Consider the following 16,940-nt stretch of genomic DNA (forward strand, 5'->3'; position numbering starts at 1 on the left):
GGGGGCGCGCGCCCCCGCCCCCCCCCCCGCGGGGGGGGGGGGGGGGGGGGGCGGGCGGGGGGGGGGGGGGGCGGGGGGGGTGGGGGGGGGGGGGGGCGGGGGGGGGGGGCCGCCCCCACGCCCCTTCAGCATGCCTGGCCGGACCGATCCCGTGTCTCATGTCACGTTCCGGAATGTGAACAGCGGTGCCCCGGGAGTAGCCCACCCTCTGCTCTGACCGGTGCAGCTGGTTCGCCCTGTCCACCAGGCAGGCGCGTCGTCGCCGGCGACCGGCCTCGATCAGGCGCTCGACGACGTCGCGGAGTTGGCTGGCGGCCACTGCGGTGGCGTCGTCCTCCGGGCCGAGCCGGACCGCCTCCAGCACTGCCGTCCATGAGGTGCGGCCGGACTCCAGCGCTGCGCACACCCGTCCACGGCGTAAGGATCGACCGCACGATCACCGCCCTCTCCACCGCCCGGGTCGCCCCGGTTCAGGGCACACGGGTGCGGGCCCCGACCTGTCCGGTTGGGGCCCGCACGAACGGTGGGGAGGGTGAGGATTAGCTTGGCTGGTCGCCGGTGTACCGGTAGATGTCGCCTCCGCTGTTGATGTGCCACACGGTGCCGTCGGCCCCTGCGGCGATGTCGGTGGCGTTGCCGGGGATAGCGATCCAGGGGTTGGTTCCGCTGGCGTCGTTGTTGGTGTACCGGTAGATGCTGCCGGCCGGGTCGACGCCCCACACGTTGGTCCGGGAGCCCACCGCGATGCGCTTGAGGCTGCCGTGGACGCTCTTCCACGGGTTCGCGCTGTCCTGGTCCCCGGTGTACCGGAAGACCTGGTTGCCGCCGTTGACGCCCCACACGGTGCCGTCGGCCCCCGCGCCGATGTCACTCAGCGCCCCCGGAATCTTGATCCACGGATTGGCGTCGTAGTTGGTGTACCGGTAGATGCTGCCGGCCGAGTCCACGCCCCACACGTTCGTCCGGGAGCCCGCGTCAATGCGGACCAGGCTGCCGTTGATGTTCTTCCACGGGTTCGCGCCGTCCTGGTCCCCGGTGTACCGGAAGATCTGGTTGCCCCCGTTGACACCCCACACCGTGCCGTCCGACGCGGCACCGATGTCACTGAGCGCCCCGGGGATGTTGATCCACGGGTTGCCGTCGTAGTTGGTGTAGCGGTAGATCGCGCTTGCCGCGTTCACGCCCCACACGGTCGTCCTGGACCCCGCCGAGATGGCCGAGAGACTGCCCGCGACCTTCACCCAATCCGCCATGCCAATCACCTTTCCTCAAACCAGTGGTGGCTGCCATTCTCTGCGGTTGGATAAGGCAATAAGGCAGGTGAACGCTTGTCTTCATACCAAACAAGCCAGCAAATCAGGGTTTCAGCTCTTATTGGGTTGCGGGACAAGGGCGGGAGCGGTCTGGCCGGCACCATTCCGGCCGGAAGCGTTGTCCTGCCCCGGGAGGATCGACAAGATCGCCAGCCCGTGTATCCGCCCGGGCAGCCCGGCCGGCCCTGGCGGTGCGGCTTCGCAGACACCTGTGAGGTTCCGTGGTGAGGACGGGCCGGCAGAGCGGGAGACGGCGTTGCGCTGCCTCTGCAGGGGCATGGCCGCCTCGGCGCCGCCGCTGGGGAGTGGTTTCCTGGCGCGCCGAACGGTTCGTTGTGGTCGGTTCCGTACGGACTAACGCGAACGATGCGCCAGGCCGAGATTCAGTCGGCGGCGCCTGCCCGCTGGGGACAGCGCACACCCGGCCGACGCCGTCACCGCCGCGCTCGCGAGTTAGCCCATCTGGGGGCCTGTTGCGGCATCCGGCAGCTGCGGAACCGATGGTTCCGTTACCTCTTGTCCGTCAAGTCGGTTCCAGCTTTGGAGCGTTATGAAGATTCGCCGTTGGTCCGCAACCGTCGCCCCCGTCGTGGCTGCCGGTCTGCTCGTCACCGTGCAGGCCCCTGCCGCCTCCGCCGCGACGTTCACTGCGGAGCTCGTGGCCCGCAACAGCCAGAAGTGCGTTTCGGTCGACGGTGCGAGTACCCAGAACGGCGCTGCGCGCTGCTGACCGCCAAGCACTTCTCGCTGTTCACGGCCCGGAGCGTGTAGTAGCCGGCAGTGGTGGCAACAAACTTCCACTGCTGGTTCGGTGCGTCCTCAAGCCACGCACTGCTACGCCCGCTGCGCCCCAGGCAGTCCACCACCAAGTCTCCGCTGAGTGTCTCGCGCACCCCGTGTCCAGGGAAACGACCTGTGCCCCGGTCACCCGCGGCCCCTCAGCGGTGATCCCGGACAGCTCCCACCGCTCACGGACCTCCACGTGCGCCAGCTCTCTCACACGGCGGCGCATCCGCGCCTCGATGAATGGCCGGGAAGCGAGAGTGACGTGCAGGCCAATGGAGACCTGTTTGATCGGATGTCCCTGGAAGACGTACCGGACTTCGCTCAGCATCTCCGCGCTGCAGGCCCTGAGTGCGAGGAGCTCGGGGGCAAGACTCGGGAAGAGCTGCTGGAGGATTTCATGGCCACGAGCCAGGAAGGCGTGCGGGTGATGGCTCTGCGGCACTCCGCGCCGCGCGCCTTCGCCGGCCAAGTCGTCCCGCTCAATGACCACGACCTGATCGAAGTGGTCGGCCGGCACACGAGCCGCGACCAGCCCGGCGAAGCCCGCACCCAGCACGATGGCCTGCCGTCGGCCTGGGCGCACATCCGCCATGAGAGCACTCCTCCACCTGAGTCGAAGGCGGGGAGTCAACAACGCCGCCACTCACACGACGCCGGCTTTCTGCCTCAGGGACGTGTGCCGATCCCTGCTAGACGGCACCTGTGAACCGTCCACGGGATGGAACAGGCAGCGACAGTACCTTTACAGTCAATTGTCGTAGGAGGTGGCCAAGAAGTAGGAAATGCCTTCCTCTAGGCTCCGGCGCGGTGGGCCTCAAGCTCGGCTCCAGTCCACTCGACCGGTGAGGTCGGTGACGCGGCTGCGTGCGACGGTTGGCACCACTGGCAGCGCCCGCTCGCCGGTGCCGCCGAATCTGAGCACCTACTTGGCCGGACGGGCCAACTATCGTGCTCAGTCACACCTAACGGTTATCGGACATCACGCTCAGCGCCCCGGCGCGGTCGGCACTCTCCAACACGCTCGTCCCCAGGTCGTCATCGTGCCCTGCGGCCGAAGCACATGCTCACTCGCAAGGCGTCCAGGCGTCCTCAGAACCGCAGAAGGTCAAAAGCGGTGAGCAGGGCCTTCCTACGACGGACAAGACCCTGCTGCTCGTGTTCGACCGCGGGGACGACGGCAGCAGGCGCTCCCGCGCGCGACATCTCGATGTCCAGATCAGTCCCCTGAAAAAGGAAGTCGTGGCAACCGTGGGCTGAGTTCCAGCGAAATGCCGCGAGAAGAGTCACGCACAACAGGCTCCTATATGGGGATTGTTGGCTATCTGTCAGTGCCAGCATGAGGGCCGTGGGCAAGCGGCACCGACCGTCGGGCCCTGACGATCCTCCGTCCTCGCGCTGTGCCATCAGCGCGTGCCCACATCTGGAGCGGCGATGAAAGTACAGCAACCAGACCTACGCAACGTTGAGAGTCTCCCCCGGTGGGTACCGGCCCCCGGGGTGATCGGCTTTCTGGTGCTGCTTGTGGCGATGTTCGCCTTCGCGTACAAGATCGGTACTGTCGTCGGCCCGGTAGCACCCGGGATCCACTCCACCAGTACGGGTGGCAGTGGCGGCGGCCAGACCGATCCGCACGGCGGTGGCATGGGTGACATGCACTCGGGTGGTGAAGGATGACGACAGCACAGTCGGAGAGTGCGCTGACGACCACCGACCTGATCGTCGGTGGTATGACCTGCGCGGCCTGTGTGAATCGCGTGGAGAAGCGCCTGGCCAAGCTTGACGGGGTGACCGCCGCGGTGAACCTCGCCACCGGACAGGCGAGGGTGAGTCACCCCCCTGAGGTCACGGCGGACGATCTCGTGGCCGTTGTCGAACGCGCGGGCTACACAGCCCAACGCCCTACGGCCCCCGAACCCCGGCAAGCGGTCGGTCAGTCCGATCGGACACAGGTCGAGACCGCGACGGAACGCAACCGGCTCGTGGTCACCGCGCTGCTCGCCGTCCCGGTAGTCGTGCTTTCCATGGTGCCCTCCCTCCAGTTCCGCAACTGGCAGTGGCTGTGCTTCACGTTGTCCGCTCCGGTGGTCCTGTGGGGCGCTTGGCCCTTCCACCTGCGCGCGTTGCGCGGGCTGCGGCATTCGTCCGCCACCATGGACACACTGGTCTCCCTCGGAGTCATCTCATCTTTTGCCTGGTCGGTGTATGCCCTGTTCCTCGGCGGGGCGGGTGCCGCGGACATGCGCATGCCGTTCACTCTGCTGCCCTCCGCCGGCGGCGGCATCGTGCACGTCCACCTGGAAGCCGCTGTCGCGGTTCCGCTGTTCGTCCTCACCGGCCGGTTCCTCGAAGCGCGGGCCCGGCACGGTACAGGGGAGGCTCTGCGCTCGCTGGCCGGTCTGGCCGCCAAGGACGTGACAGTACGGGACAGCGGTCATGAGCAAAGGATTCCTGTCGAGCGGCTCCTCATCGGGCAGGAGTTCGTCGTCCGGCCCGGGGAGCGCGTCGCCACCGACGGGGTGGTGGTCTCCGGCAGTTCGGCTCTTGATCTGTCTCTGGTCACCGGGGAAAGCGACCCGGCCGAAGTCGGCCCGGGCCAGAGCGTCGTCGGGGCCGCTGTCAACGCCGACGGCATGCTGCTCGTACGTGCCACAGCAGTCGGCGCGGACACACAGCTTGCCCGGATTACGCGGATGGTCACCGAAGCTCAGGCGGGGAAGGCTCGTGCTCAGCGTCTGGCGGACCTGGTGGCCGGCGTTTTCGTACCCGCCGTATTGGCACTGGCGGTCACCGTCCTCGGCTTCTGGCTCGGTGCCGGAGCAGACCGGCAGACGGCCATCACCGCGTGCGTGGCGATCCTGGTCGTCGCCTGCCCTTGCGCACTGGGGCTGGCCACCCCGACCGCCCTTCTCGCCGCCACAGGTCGAGGTGCTCAACTCGGGGTTCTGGTGAACGGGCCGCGGGCACTGGAGACGCTGCGCCACATCGACACGGTCGTTCTGGACAAGACCGGCACTCTCACCTCCGGACACATGGCTGTCTCCCACATCACCGTAGTAGCGGGGGGAATCGGGTGGGAGGCCGTGCTGCGGTTGGCAGGTGGGGCCGAGCAGGGATCGGAGCACCCGGTGGGTCGAGCGGTCACCGCGTACGCGCAACGCTCGCTGCCCGAGCGCCCCTTGCCGGACGTCTCCGGCTTCATGGCAACACCCGGGGTGGGCATCGCGGGTTGCGTCGAGGGCCGTCAGGTGGAGGTGCGCGCCGCGCAAGGTGATCTTCCAGAGACCCTGGCGCGGGCTTTGGCCGCAGCCGAAGCGGCCGCGCACACTCCAGTCCTGGTTCGCGTGGACGGCGTCGACGAGGCTCTCATCGCGGTCGGGGATGTGCTGCGGCCGGGGAGTTACCGGGCCGTGCACCGGCTCAGGCGCCTGGGAGTGGAACCGGTTCTGGCCACCGGTGACCACGGGGCCACCGCTCACGCCGTCGCCGGCGAACTCGGCATCACTCAGGTGCACGCCCGATGCAGTCCCGAGCACAAAGCGAATCTGGTGCGGCGATTGAAACGTGAGGGCCGTCGCGTCGCCGTGATCGGTGACGGTGTGAACGACGCTGCCGCCCTGGCGGGCGCGGATATCGGGATCGCCATGGGCACCGGAACGGATGTGGCCATCGGTGCCGCGGATGTGACTCTGGTTCGCGGTGATATCGAGGCAGTCACCGACGCCGTCCGCCTCGCCCGTCGCACGCTGGGGACGATCCGCATCAATCTGATGTGGGCGTTCGGGTACAACGCGGTCACCGTGCCACTGGCCGCGGTCGGATGGCTCAATCCGATGTTCGCTGCCGCAGCCATGTCCGTCAGTTCACTCCTGGTGGTGGGCAACAGTCTGCGCCTGCGGGCCTGGCAGCCGTCGCCCGCGCGCCACCCCGCGTCACGACTTTCGCACCACCGAGGAAGGATGCCGCTATGACGGACCCCGAGCGACGGACCGATACCGAAGGCTGGATTCCGACGCGCCGCCGCCTGCACGACGGGCTGCTCGCCGTGGTCGCCCCCTTGGCAGCCTTCTCGGTGGCCCTGGGCGGTCTGACCGCTTGGACTGCGTCGGGAGCTGCCGGGACTCCACCCCGACTAGAGATCAGCGACGGGCGCGTCTTTCTGCCCTACAACGGCAACGTGGACACCGCAGCGTTCTTCCGGATCACCAATAGCGGCGGAGCCGACGACCGGCTGGTGTCCGTCACTTCTGCAGCCGTAGGCAGCGCCATGCTCAGCCGGCACATACGTCACGACAGCGGTGCAGGCTCCATGAGCATGGTCGGCTCAGTCGGTCTGCCGGCTGGAGAGACCCTGACCATGTCGGCAAGCACGGTGGACGTGATGGTGAAGGTGAAGGGCCGCTGTCAGGTGGGCGACGTGCTTCCCTTCGTCCTGCACTTCCGCCACAGCGACCCGGTCGAGACCCTGGCGGCCGTGGTCCGGCCCGGCAGCTGAATCAGCCTCTGATCAGAGCCGCTTCACCCGCAACAACGGAGTCCAGCTTGCCGGCCTTGGCGTCCTCGACGAGGGAGCCGAACTGGTCGGCGCCCATCTGGACCTGCTGACCGAAGTCGTCGGTGATCACGATCCTGCGTTCGGCAGGAGCGGTCTCATCGACGAACAGCTGAGGGCAACCACAGTTGCAGTTACCGCAGAACGTTGCCACAGGCTCCATGGAGCCAATATCAGCCATGACTTCCGCCGCTGCGTACGTCCCACCGCAGAACCGGCTCCCGCAGACCGGACACAGAGGAAATGCCCGCTCGGCGCAGCCCGCGAGCGCCGGGGAAGCAAGCCCTCGCAGCACGCCCCGGAGGGCTCGTGCTTCCCATGACTCCAGCAACGCGTGAAGCATGGAAACCAGAAGGCCACCGCCAACGACTGCATAAGAGAGGTCTCGCTCGCCCCCGGATGGTCGTCGCAGGGTGCAACGCCGCGCGGGGTCGTGTTGCGACATCGACGTGCGCCAGCTGCCGGGACCGCTGGGCCGGCCGAAATGGGCACTGGCAGCTCCTCATCGTCCGCCAACTCACCTCTTTCGGACGAGCAAGGTGCGGGAGCCCGGCGGAGCGGCTCGCACGCGGTCGCGTTGGCCCCGGCTGTGTGCCGTGCAGGGTGGCATCGGCTGTTCGCCGGTATGTCCGCGGACGGAATTCGTCTCCTGGGAACTGAATCCGTCTCTCATCCGACTACTGCCGGGGGCTGGGAAGTTGACCAGCCACCCAACCTGCATGGCTGTGGCTGACGACCGAGGGGCGTGTGATGGGTGGGCTGGATGTGCGGATGCGGGAGGTCGCCTGCCGCCATGGCCGGCTTGAGGCCGTTGCCGACGTGGATCTGGAGATCGCCGCCGGTGAACGGGTGGCGCTGACCGGAACCAACGGATCGGGTAAGACGACGCTGCTGCGTGCGGTGCTCGGTCTGCACCGACAGGTGACGGGATCGATCCTGGTCGGCGGGCTAGGCACTCGCTCGCCCGCGGAGTGGGCGTGGCGCCGCCGTGCCTGCGCCTGGATTCCGCAGAAGCCGGCGGCAGGCCGCTTCCCTCTTCTCGGCACCGAGCTGCTGGCCAGCAGCAGCGCTGACGCTGAGGCGGCTTCGGCAGCAACGCGCCTCGGAGTAGGGGCGCTGACCGAGCGGCCTCTGCACACCCTGTCCGGCGGGCAGTTGCAGCGAATGTATCTCGCCCGGGCCATCGGCTGTGTCGCGGCCGGGGCCGAGGTGCTCCTCGCCGATGAGCCCACCGCCGCCCTTGACTTCCGGGGCCAGGAGGAAGCGGCCGATGTTCTCACCTCCCTGCCGGTGACGCTCGTCGTGGTGACGCACGACCGGGCGCTGGCGGAGCGCTGCGACCGGGTGCTGGAAATGGCTGCGGGCCGTCTGCGGGAGGTCCGGTGACTCTCGCGACCGCCGGTCTCGGTGAACTTCTCCAACTGCTCCCCGTTCAGCGAGCGGGGTTCGCACTGCTGTTGGCCGCGATCGGGCTGCCGGTGGTGGGCGTGGTCATCGTGGGTCTGGACATCATGCCGGTGCGGTTCGCGATGATGCACGTCGCGTTGCTCGGCATCGCGGTCGGCATCGTGACCGGCCTCGATCCCATGCTGTGTGCGCTCGTGGCATGTGCTCTGTCCGGGGCCGCAGTCGCTCCGCTCGCCCGCACCCCGGATGGATTGTCCGGTGCGATGGGGTTGCTGATGAGCATCGCGGTCGCCGGGGCGCTGTTGGTACTCGCGGTCTCGGGCATCAACGCCTCAGGAGCATTCGCGCTGCTCTGGGGGTCGATTCTGTCCGTTGGGACCGCCGACCTGGTCGTGCTCGGCGCGCTCGCAGTCGTCGTCATCGGTCTGTTCCTGTGGCGACGCCGTGATATCGCGCTACTGCTGTACGACCGGGAGCTCGCCCAGTGCTCCGGGGTCGCGGTACGCGCACTGACCCTCGTACTGCTGGTCCTGGTCGCGGTCGCCGTCGCAGGCGCGATCAAGCTCACGGGCGCGCTGCTGGTCGACGCCCTCACCCTCCTGCCGGCTCTCGCCGCGCGCCGCCTGGGCACCTCGCTGAAGTCGATCACGCTCTGGGCCGTTGCCATCGGCATCGTCGTGAACCTGACCGGGTTCCTCATCGCACTCTGGCTGGACTGGCCGCCCGGGCCGGTCCTCGTCCTGACCGCGGGGGCCGCCGTCCTCGCCGTCCATCTCATACCCGAACGGAGAATCAGCTCATGGCGCGCACAGGCGGCCGTACCTCTTCCCTCCTCGCACTGAGTGCAGCACTGGCCCTGGTGGCCGGCTGCGGAAACGACTCGTCGTCTGCCGAAGGCGGGGGCGACAAGCACGAGCACGGCGGGAAGCCGGTGGTGGTCGTCACCACGACCTGGGAAGGGGCCTTGGCGAAGGCTGCGGGTGCCGAGGACGTGAAGGTCATTGTCCCCCAGTCCGTGCAGCACGCGCCGGACTATGACCCGAAGCCCTCCGATCTCGCGGCTGTCGCCGGTGCCGACTTCGTGCTCTACGCCCCCTTCGAACCGTACGCCGGGAAGATCAAGGAGGCTGCCGACTCCAAGGCCGAACTCGTCGAGGTAAACCTCGACAACGACGCGGACAAGATCAACGCCGAGGTGACCAGGCTGGGCAAGCTGTTCGGCACCGACGACGCCGCAGCGCAGTGGAAGACGACCTTCGACAGCGAGTACGCCAAGTTGTCCAAGGATCTCAAGGCAAAGTGGCCGGGCGGGAAGAGCCCGGTGGTCGTCAGCCAGGTCTTCACCACCTGGGCGGCGAAGCTGGCGGGCGCGAACCTGGTCGGCACCTACGGGCCCGAAGCCGTCACCCCTGCCCAGTTGGCGAAGCTGGGCAAAATGAAACCCGCCCTCGTCCTGGACAACGCCCACATGTCGACCGGCACGGTTCTGCCCGACTCCGGCGCCAAGCAGGTCGAGATCGTCAACTACCCGGGGGATGACCTCGACCTGCTGCCCATATACCGCAACGCGGCAACAGTGCTGAAGGAGGCCATGCCCGCATCGTGAAGCAGCACTGCGTGGGGGGCAGTCCGGAGCGCCGGGCTGCCCCCCACGTTCGCTCGTTCATGTGATGAGGAAGAGTCCCCGGGGCGGCCGGGTGTCCCAGTCGCCCCGGCTGTGGCACCGTTCAGCTCGCCTGTGCGAGGGGGACCTCCTTCGTCGCGCGGGTGCGGCTCATCCCGGTCATACGGGCCCGCAGCGCCGCCCGGTCGGGCTTACCCGCAGGGGTCAGGGGCAGTTCGTCCACGACCAAGAGGCGCTCAGGGTGCTTGCGTTGTTCCAGTCCCCGTTCGGTCAGGTGCTCGCACAGCATCTGCAGCGTCAGGGTCTCCGTGGCGCGGGACACGACGCACGCCGCCAGCCTCTCCCCCATCAACGCATCCGGGATCCCGACGCACACGACATCACGTATGAAGGGGTGGGCGGCGAGTTCTCTCTCGACCTCGGCGGGGCTGATGTTGGCGCCGCCGCGGATGACGACGTCCTTGAGGCGTCCGACGATGTGCAGGATGCCGTCACCGTCGAGGAATCCGAGGTCCCCGGTGCGCACCCACCCGTCGGGACTGCGGTATCGAGCGTCCAGCTCCGGGGAGCCGACGTAACACATGGGGGTCATGGGGCCCCGTGCGACGATCTCCCCGATCCCGCCGTCCGGCAGTTGTTCATGGGTCTCGGTGTCGGTGATGCGTATGTCCGCGACCCTGGGGTCGGGGCGCCCGGCCACGACGCCCTGGCTGTCCGCATCTGGAGTAACACTGCCCAGCCCCGTGTGGCAGTTGACCCCGTCGGCCGATCCGTAAAGGTTGACGACAGGACAGCCGAAAGCACTCGCGGCGTGCTCCGCCGTGGTCTCGTCCAGCGCGGAGCCCCCCAGGATCAGGGCCGTCGGGGCGGGCAGCTTCTCGCCTGTGCTGTCGATGCGGTCGAGCATCATGCGCACCATGGTGGGCACGCCCAGGATGTGGGTGGGCTGGTGTTCGCGTACGGCGTCGAGCGCGGCCTCGGGGGTGAAGTGGTCCAGGAGGATGAGAGTTCCGCCGTGCCGGGCGAGGGTGACGGCCGTGCCGTTGGATCCGAAGGCTGAGGCGAGTGGCACGAGGAACAGGCAGCGGGGCGGTGTCCGGTCGGGGATGAGCGAGGCGAGGAAGTTGCCGCGTCCGCCGGCGAGTGCATTGTGGGAGTAGGCGACCATCTTCGGCTCGGCCTCGGAGCCGGAGGAGACGAGGATGCGGGCGGCGCTGTCGGGGTCCGGCCGTGCGGGAACGAATCCACTGGGGTCGGAGCGAAGCAGTTCCGCGAGCGGAATCGTTCCTTCAGGTGTTTTGCCAGGGCCGGCGGCGATGACGTGGCGCAGGGAGGGAAGCGCCGGGGCCAGAGCGTGGAGGTCCGCGGCGTGGTGGTTACCCCGGTGCTCGACGGCGGCGATGACGGCGACGGCCTCCGCGCGGCGGAGCAGGCATTCGGCTTCCAGGCTGCCGCGGCCGACCGGGAAGGGCAGCGCCACCGCGCCGAGGGCGGCCAGGGCGAGATCGGCGATGACGGCGTGGCGGCCGTTGGGCAGTTGGGTGCCGACCACGTCGCCCGGGCGTATGCCGACGTCTCTGAGCCCGGTGGCCAGACATCGCACCTTGCGGTCGAGGGCGGTGTAACAGAGTTTGCCTTTGGCATCGAGGATCGCTGTGCGGTGGAGGTCCGCGATCTGCCGGGCGCGGAAGAGGCTGTAGAGGTCGAGGTCGGGGCAGGTGCCGTCGATCACCCAGGAGCGGCGGAGGTCAGCGGGCAGCAGGTCGTGGAGGGCGACGGTCACGTGAAGCTCCAGGGGTCGGGAACAGCGGGGGCACCGTGCGGGTCGCGGCCGATCGAGCCGGCGAAGCGCGGATCGTGGTGCAGGGCGGCCAGGTCGGTAGTTACCGCGGTCGCGGGCAGTCCGTGCGTGCGAAGCTGCGTCAGCGCGTCGTGGGTGGACAGACCGCGCAGGTCGTAAGCGCGGGCTGCTTCGGCGAAGGCATCGGTGGGAGCGACCCAGCCGTCAGCGGTGCGCAACGGGTGACGGAACCCGGCCGGCCTTCTCGCGTTCCCTCCCGTCGCGGCCCGGCGCAGGGCAGGGGCGATGAGGACATCGGCCGCCCCGAGCAGCGAGGAGTCCACCCGGACACCTTGTCGGTTGCGTTCACGCAGCAGCAGGCCCGCGAGGACGGCTTCCGTTCCCAGGAGCCCGCCCAGAACGTCGAGGAGGGTCATCAGGGACGGTGCGGGCGCTTCGCCTGCCGGGTGTACCGCTTCCCCGACCCCGGTGCGGGCCTGGACCATGAAGTCGGTCCCCATCGGGGCGCCGGGGATCCGGTCGGCCCATCCGCTGGTGTACGCGTAGACAAGTGCGGGGTTCACCGCGGCCAGGTGGTCGGCGTCGAGACCGAGCTGGGCGGCTTTGCCGGGGGCCCAGTTGTGGAGGAAGACATCGGCCTCTGCCGCCATCTCTCGTAGCCGGCGCCGGTCGGGCTCGGCTTTGATGTCGACCTCCACGGCCTGCTTGCCGCGGTTGAGCGCGAGCCAGCGGGCGGAGATGCCGGAGCAGGCCGGTGGCATGCCGCGCAGCGGATCCCCACCCGGCGGCTCGATCCGGATCACGTCGGCGCCGAGCAGCCCCAGGAGGTGAGCGGTAAGCGGTGCCTGGATACGGCGGCCGGCCTCCAGCACGGTCAGCCCTGCCAGCGGCCGTTCGGCCGTGGGGAGAACTGTGGGGGCGCGGTGGCCGGGCCTGTGGGAGGTGAGTGACCAGGGCGGTGCACCGTCGTGTTCCGCTGCCCGCCCGGCCAGGGATCCCAGCGGGCAGACCTCTGCGCCGGAGGCCGCTGCCGCCTGGAGGATGCGCTGCCAGGGGTGGGCGCGTGTCGTCGTATGCAGGGCCTGCGGGAAGGGAGCGCAGGCTGTGGCGTACCGGAATTGGAAGGGCCGCCAGCCGGCCCGTATCGCCGCGGGGGGCGCCTCCAGGACCCGCCAGAACACAGCCCAGGCCCCCGGGTCCAGGGTCTCCAGCTCGAAGAGTGTGCCGTCGGCGTCGGTGAAGGGCGGTCCCCCCGGCGCGAGTTCGGCGGCCTCACCTTCGTCGGCTCCGGCGGCGGCGAGGTACTGGGAGACGGTCAGGAGTCCGGCCCGGTCGACGCTCGTGCTGACGCGTGCGGTTGTTCCCCCGCGGGCCTGGCCCAAGAGCCCTGCCAGGATTCCCTGGACCGTGAGAACGGAGGCGGCGGTGGTGGCGTAGTCGACGGCCAGGCCACGCGGCCCGCCGTCACGTCGCCCGTGCACGGCCATGATCCCGGTGGCGGCCTGGACGGTGGCCTCGTCGGTGATCCCGCTCTCTGGATCTGCCCAGTTCACCTCTGCTTCGATGGGCAGAATTCCGTCGCCGGTCAGCGCTATCTGCGCAGTTGGCGCGGGTTGTGGCGCGGCCGCTTCCGGGCGGCTGCGGGCTCCCAGGAGCCGCAGGTGCTGCGCTGCAAGGCCGGTCAGTTCGGGCGGCCCCGAGGTGTCCAGGTCGAGTCCGTCCAATGGGCGGACCGTCTGTGTGGTGACTGGTGTCGCCATGCCTCTCCTCTCCTGGCCCGGCGGTGGCCGGCGCCGGGGATGTCCTCAACGCGGGAACCAGGGCGCCTTGGCGCCCGACCAGCTCCGTGGAGAGACAGTCGGACTGTCGCTTCCACGGGTTCCCGGCAGACTGGAGGAAAGTGGTGGAGGACCGAGACCAAGTCTCTGAAGGTGCAGGCGGGGCAGCTGAGTTGAGGGGGCAGGTGGACCGCTTCATACGCGAGCGGGTGATGCCGTGCGAAAAGGTCCTGGACGCCGGCGGACCGGCCTCCGCCGACACCATGCGTGACCTGCACGACCAAGCCCAGAAGGAGGGTCTATGGGCCCTCCCGTTGCCCGTCGAGCTGGGCGGTCGTGGACTCTCTCTGCCCGAGTACGCCCAGGTGGCCGAGGTCGAAGGAGCAAGCGATCACGGGCCTGCCGCCCTGGGGTCGGCATCGCTGCTGGACGTGCTGATGCTGCACCGTCACGGCAGTGCGCGCGTACGCGAGGAGTATCCGAAGCGACTCACCGCCGGAGAACTCCGTGCCTGCTACGCAATGACCGAGCCGGACGTCCCTGGTACCGACCCCTCCATGACCCGCACCCGCGCCGTACAGGAGACGGACGGGAGCTGGACTGTCAGTGGCCGCAAGTGGTTCACCTCCGGAGCAGCCGACGCCGACCTGGTGACCGTCCTGGCCCGCACCGACGGGGCCCCGGCCGAGCGCGGCGGGCTCTCCCTGCTCCTGGTACCGGCCGACTCGCCCGGCTTCCGCGTCGTACGCGAACTTCCGGTCCTCGGCACGGGCGGCCAGTGGGAGATCGAACTGAACGGCGTCCGTGTCCCCGGCGACCATCTCATCGGCGAGCGGGGCAGTGCTCTGGCCATCGCCGGAGAACGGCTCCAGCTCGGCCGTATCCTGCGGTGCCTGCGCTGGATCGGTCAGGCGCAGCGGGCCTTCGACTTGATGTGTGAGCGCGCCAACGCCCGTACCGGCTCGCGTGGTCCGCTCGGCGGTCATCAGCTCGTGCAGCAGCATGTCTTCGAGTCGCTGCTTGCCCTGCGTACGACCCGTCCCCTGGTCCACGAGGCCGTGACCCGGATCGATGCCGGGCTGGACGCGCACGTAGAGGTGGGCCTGGCCAAGGTCGCTGCCGCCCGCATGCTCCAGCAGGTGACGGACGCGGCCATCCAGGTACACGGCGCGGCCGGCCTGGGACCCGACACTCCTCTGCCCGCGCTCTTCCGTACCGGGCGCGCCGCCCGGATCCTGGACGGCCCGGACGAGCTGCACATCACGTCCATCGCACGTCGCGTGCTGCGCGGCTACGACACCTGAGCCGCCACATCTACACCTTCCGGATATCGACCAGCCCGGTGAGGGCTGCCAGCCCGAGGGCCAGGAAGAAGTCACCCCAGACCAGTTCGTGGCGCACGGCGACTGACCGCCCGGCGTCGTAGCAGCCGTTCAGCAGCATGCCGGCCGGCCGGGCGCCGTCCGGGCCGGTGAGGTGCGCGGTAACCAGACGGTCCAGGATCGCGACGGCGCGGGAGGAGTACTCCGCTGCCCGGGGTCCCGGGACACGTGCGAGCTTCAGCAGCGCGACCGCCGTGATCGCGGCAGCCGAGGTGTCCTGCGGGCCGTCCGGTTGTCCCTCGTCAGCCGACGGAACGCCCCACTGTGGCAACCCAGTCCGCGCGGTGACCAGCTCTGCACCCGTCGCTTTCAGCCGGTGCGGGTTCCACTGCGTGGTCGTGGGCTGGTGCAGGGCGTCGGCCACGGCCAGCAAGAGCCACGGCCGCCCCCGGCTCCAGCCGGGTGGCGGGTCGTCGCACGCCTGCCAGCCCGTGTCCGGCTCGAACCGCAGGGCGGGCACTACAGAGCTATCGACGTGGCACAGATCGATATGCCGGTGGAGATGGGACGCGGCTGCCGCGGCGCCCTCGACGCCCGCCGAGGCGAGCAGCGGCACCATGCCGGGCACTCCGTCCACGCGGGCCAGCAGTCTGGGACCGCCGAACGCGGATCCCCAAGGAATCAGGCCCAGTTCGGGGTCGAGCGCGTCCAGGCAGGCGCGGGCACTTCGGTGACGCAGCTCGTGCGCCGACGGGTCGCTGATGGCCAGGGCGGTTCCGTACCAGAGGATCAGACCGCGGGTGGCAGTATCAGCCTCCACCCAGCCGGCCAGCCGCGCCGTGCAGGCCGAGGCCACGTCCCGGTCGGCCTCGTCACCGGTGTGCCGGGCCCGCAGCCACAGCAGACCCGCCCAGAATCCGCCGGTCCACGATCCGCGACCGGTCGTCTCCCAGCGGCCCGTATCCGGGTCGGCGAACAGTGGGAACCGTTCGCCGACTTCGGCTCGGGTGACGCCGACCCGATGCAGGACGTCCGCGAGGGCGCGTTCGGGCCAGTCCCCCGCGGTCACGCCGGAGCCACCGTGAGCTGCCTGTGCTCCCGCACTGCCCATACGAAAGCGACAGCGCAGGCCGCCGCGAACTCCGCGGCCACCAGCAGCCATCCGGGCCCGTAGTGACCGGCTTCCGCGAGCACGCCGAAGACCGGTGGGCCGATGGCGAAGCCGGCGAAGAACCCGACGGAGACGAGTGCCGATTCCTGCCCCGCACGGCCGGGGGCGGCACGCTGCATCACCAGCACCATGGAGACGGCATTGCCCGACACGGCGAACACACCGACGGCTATCGCCGCCACCCATGCCAGCGGGTGAACGAGCAGAGCGCCGGCCAGCAAGAGGGCCGCTCCGACCGCACCGGCCGCCAGCCACCCCGGCAGCCACTCGGCCCGCCCCGGCCGGGCGGCCTTCGACCAGCCCACCCGGCCGGCAATCCCTGCCACGCCAAGTACGGCCACCAGTGCACCGGCCGTCGAGGGACTCATTCCGAGTTCCTGGGCGCCGAAAAGCGCCAGATAGGTGTTGACCGAAGCAATGCCACAGCCCAGCAGCAAGGAGAAACCCGCCAGCCAGGCGATGGCACCCCGCGGCACCCACGAGGATCGAGGCGGCGCCCCCTTTGCCGGGGGATCGGCAGGCAGCGCCCGCATGGCCCACACAGCCACGGCCAAAGCGGTGCCGGACGCCGTCCACACCGCGCCACGCCAACCCACCCCTGAGGCCAGCGCGGCCAAGGGCAGCCCGGCAGCGAACGCCCCGAGTTGCACACCTGACTGCTTCATTCCGGTCACCGAACCCCGCCGGGCCGGCACAACGACCGCCAGGATCGCCTTGTTCGTAGCCGGGTTGGCCAACGCCTGCGGCAGACCCCCCAGAGCCACCGCGCCAAGGAGAAACCCGGCACCCGGTGCCGCACCGATCAGCGCGAGAGCAGCGGCGGATACGAGCAGCAGGGCAACGAGTGACCGCCTGGGTCCGACCCGGTCCACGATCCGCCCGCCCACGGGGGAGAGCACCGCCGCAGCCCCGAATCCGATCGTCGTCGTCAGACCGAGCACCGTGGGCGAAATCCCCAGTTCGCCCACAAGGCGCGGGCCCAGGGCTCCGATGAGGAAGAGCTGCAGCATCGAGAACGCCATGGCGCACGTGAGCAGCGCCGTCAGCAGCCTGTCAGCTCCTGCCGCTGACGCCGCCGGTTTTCCGCGCTCTGTCCGCACCGGTGTCTCCGTCCCACGCCGCTGGATCGTTCCTCGGCCACGTCAGGAGTCGGACCGAACGGCACCACAGTTCCCCGTGAGGCATGTGG

Annotated in this window: 16 protein-coding genes; 9 read left to right on the forward strand and 7 right to left on the reverse strand. The window is 69.4% G+C overall.

The genetic code is table 11. The features are described from left to right. Positions 1-539: 539 nt before the first annotated feature. Positions 540-1,253, reverse strand: coding sequence for a tectonin domain-containing protein (locus ACGFU7_RS36435; protein ID WP_393701786.1), 714 nt, complete (start codon positions 1,251-1,253; stop codon positions 540-542). Positions 1,254-1,863: 610 nt separating this feature from the next. Here ACGFU7_RS36435 and ACGFU7_RS36440 point away from each other — a divergent pair. Then, a complete protein-coding gene (locus ACGFU7_RS36440; RefSeq protein ID WP_393701925.1) occupies positions 1,864-2,043 on the forward strand; it encodes a hypothetical protein in 180 nt (59 codons plus the stop codon). On the opposite strand, the gene ACGFU7_RS36445 is transcribed toward ACGFU7_RS36440, so the two are convergent. Next, complete coding sequence (locus tag ACGFU7_RS36445; protein ID WP_393701788.1) at positions 1,958-2,206, reverse strand: RICIN domain-containing protein; 249 nt, start codon at positions 2,204-2,206, stop codon at positions 1,958-1,960. The two genes, ACGFU7_RS36440 and ACGFU7_RS36445, sit on opposite strands and share 86 nt — an antisense overlap. A gap of 89 nt (positions 2,207-2,295) precedes the next feature. Here ACGFU7_RS36445 and ACGFU7_RS36450 point away from each other — a divergent pair, with 89 nt between their 5' ends. The 4 genes from ACGFU7_RS36450 to ACGFU7_RS36465 all read left to right on the forward strand — a co-directional run bounded on the left by ACGFU7_RS36450 (position 2,296) and on the right by ACGFU7_RS36465 (position 6,591). Further along, positions 2,296-2,805 carry a hypothetical protein gene (locus ACGFU7_RS36450; protein WP_393701790.1) on the forward strand — a complete coding sequence of 170 codons (510 nt, stop codon included), beginning with the start codon at positions 2,296-2,298 and terminating at the stop codon, positions 2,803-2,805. 791 nt (positions 2,806-3,596) lie between these two features. Further along, positions 3,597-3,773: a hypothetical protein gene (locus ACGFU7_RS36455; RefSeq protein ID WP_393701792.1), complete on the forward strand. Its 177-nt coding sequence runs from the start codon at positions 3,597-3,599 to the stop codon at positions 3,771-3,773. Further along, positions 3,770-6,067, forward strand: a complete 2,298-nt coding sequence (locus ACGFU7_RS36460; RefSeq protein WP_393701794.1) for a heavy metal translocating P-type ATPase — start codon at positions 3,770-3,772, stop codon at positions 6,065-6,067. The genes ACGFU7_RS36455 and ACGFU7_RS36460 overlap by 4 nt, the downstream gene beginning before the upstream one ends. Then, complete coding sequence (locus ACGFU7_RS36465; protein ID WP_393701795.1) at positions 6,064-6,591, forward strand: copper chaperone PCu(A)C; 528 nt, start codon at positions 6,064-6,066, stop codon at positions 6,589-6,591. The genes ACGFU7_RS36460 and ACGFU7_RS36465 overlap by 4 nt, the downstream gene beginning before the upstream one ends. A gap of 1 nt (position 6,592) precedes the next feature. On the opposite strand, the gene ACGFU7_RS36470 is transcribed toward ACGFU7_RS36465, so the two are convergent. Next, on the reverse strand, positions 6,593-6,829 hold the full coding sequence (locus ACGFU7_RS36470; RefSeq protein ID WP_393701797.1) for a hypothetical protein: 237 nt from the start codon (positions 6,827-6,829) through the stop codon (positions 6,593-6,595). A 569-nt stretch (positions 6,830-7,398) separates the two neighbouring features. Here ACGFU7_RS36470 and ACGFU7_RS36475 point away from each other — a divergent pair. From ACGFU7_RS36475 to ACGFU7_RS36485, 3 genes are read left to right on the forward strand one after another with little or no spacing between them, the layout of a single operon-like run. Continuing rightward, entirely contained in the window at positions 7,399-8,034 is a 636-nt protein-coding gene (locus ACGFU7_RS36475; RefSeq protein WP_393701798.1) for an ATP-binding cassette domain-containing protein, read from the forward strand. Beyond that, complete coding sequence (locus ACGFU7_RS36480; protein ID WP_393701799.1) at positions 8,031-8,897, forward strand: metal ABC transporter permease; 867 nt, start codon at positions 8,031-8,033, stop codon at positions 8,895-8,897. The genes ACGFU7_RS36475 and ACGFU7_RS36480 overlap by 4 nt, the downstream gene beginning before the upstream one ends. Continuing rightward, positions 8,855-9,661: an ABC transporter substrate-binding protein gene (locus tag ACGFU7_RS36485; RefSeq protein WP_393701801.1), complete on the forward strand. Its 807-nt coding sequence runs from the start codon at positions 8,855-8,857 to the stop codon at positions 9,659-9,661. The genes ACGFU7_RS36480 and ACGFU7_RS36485 overlap by 43 nt, the downstream gene beginning before the upstream one ends. 121 nt (positions 9,662-9,782) lie before the next feature. Here the strand turns inward: ACGFU7_RS36485 and ACGFU7_RS36490 are convergent, their stop codons facing one another. After that, positions 9,783-11,462 carry a class I adenylate-forming enzyme family protein gene (locus ACGFU7_RS36490; protein WP_393701802.1) on the reverse strand — a complete coding sequence of 560 codons (1,680 nt, stop codon included), beginning with the start codon at positions 11,460-11,462 and terminating at the stop codon, positions 9,783-9,785. Beyond that, entirely contained in the window at positions 11,459-13,240 is a 1,782-nt protein-coding gene (locus ACGFU7_RS36495; protein ID WP_393701803.1) for a CoA transferase, read from the reverse strand. Before ACGFU7_RS36495 ends, ACGFU7_RS36490 begins: the two co-directional genes overlap by 4 nt. 143 nt (positions 13,241-13,383) lie before the next feature. On the opposite strand from ACGFU7_RS36495, the gene ACGFU7_RS36500 reads away from it, so the two are divergent. Then, complete coding sequence (locus ACGFU7_RS36500) at positions 13,384-14,562, forward strand: acyl-CoA dehydrogenase family protein (protein ID WP_393701916.1); 1,179 nt, start codon at positions 13,384-13,386, stop codon at positions 14,560-14,562. 10 nt (positions 14,563-14,572) lie between these two features. Here the strand turns inward: ACGFU7_RS36500 and ACGFU7_RS36505 are convergent, their stop codons facing one another. Continuing rightward, a complete protein-coding gene (locus ACGFU7_RS36505; RefSeq protein ID WP_393701805.1) occupies positions 14,573-15,649 on the reverse strand; it encodes a sugar ABC transporter permease in 1,077 nt (358 codons plus the stop codon). After that, entirely contained in the window at positions 15,646-16,773 is a 1,128-nt protein-coding gene (locus tag ACGFU7_RS36510; RefSeq protein WP_393701917.1) for an MFS transporter, read from the reverse strand. Before ACGFU7_RS36510 ends, ACGFU7_RS36505 begins: the two co-directional genes overlap by 4 nt. Positions 16,774-16,940 lie beyond the last annotated feature (167 nt).

This window comes from Streptomyces sp. NPDC048473 (assembly GCF_043200155.1).
Taxonomy (GTDB): Bacteria; Actinomycetota; Actinomycetes; order Streptomycetales; family Streptomycetaceae; genus Streptomyces.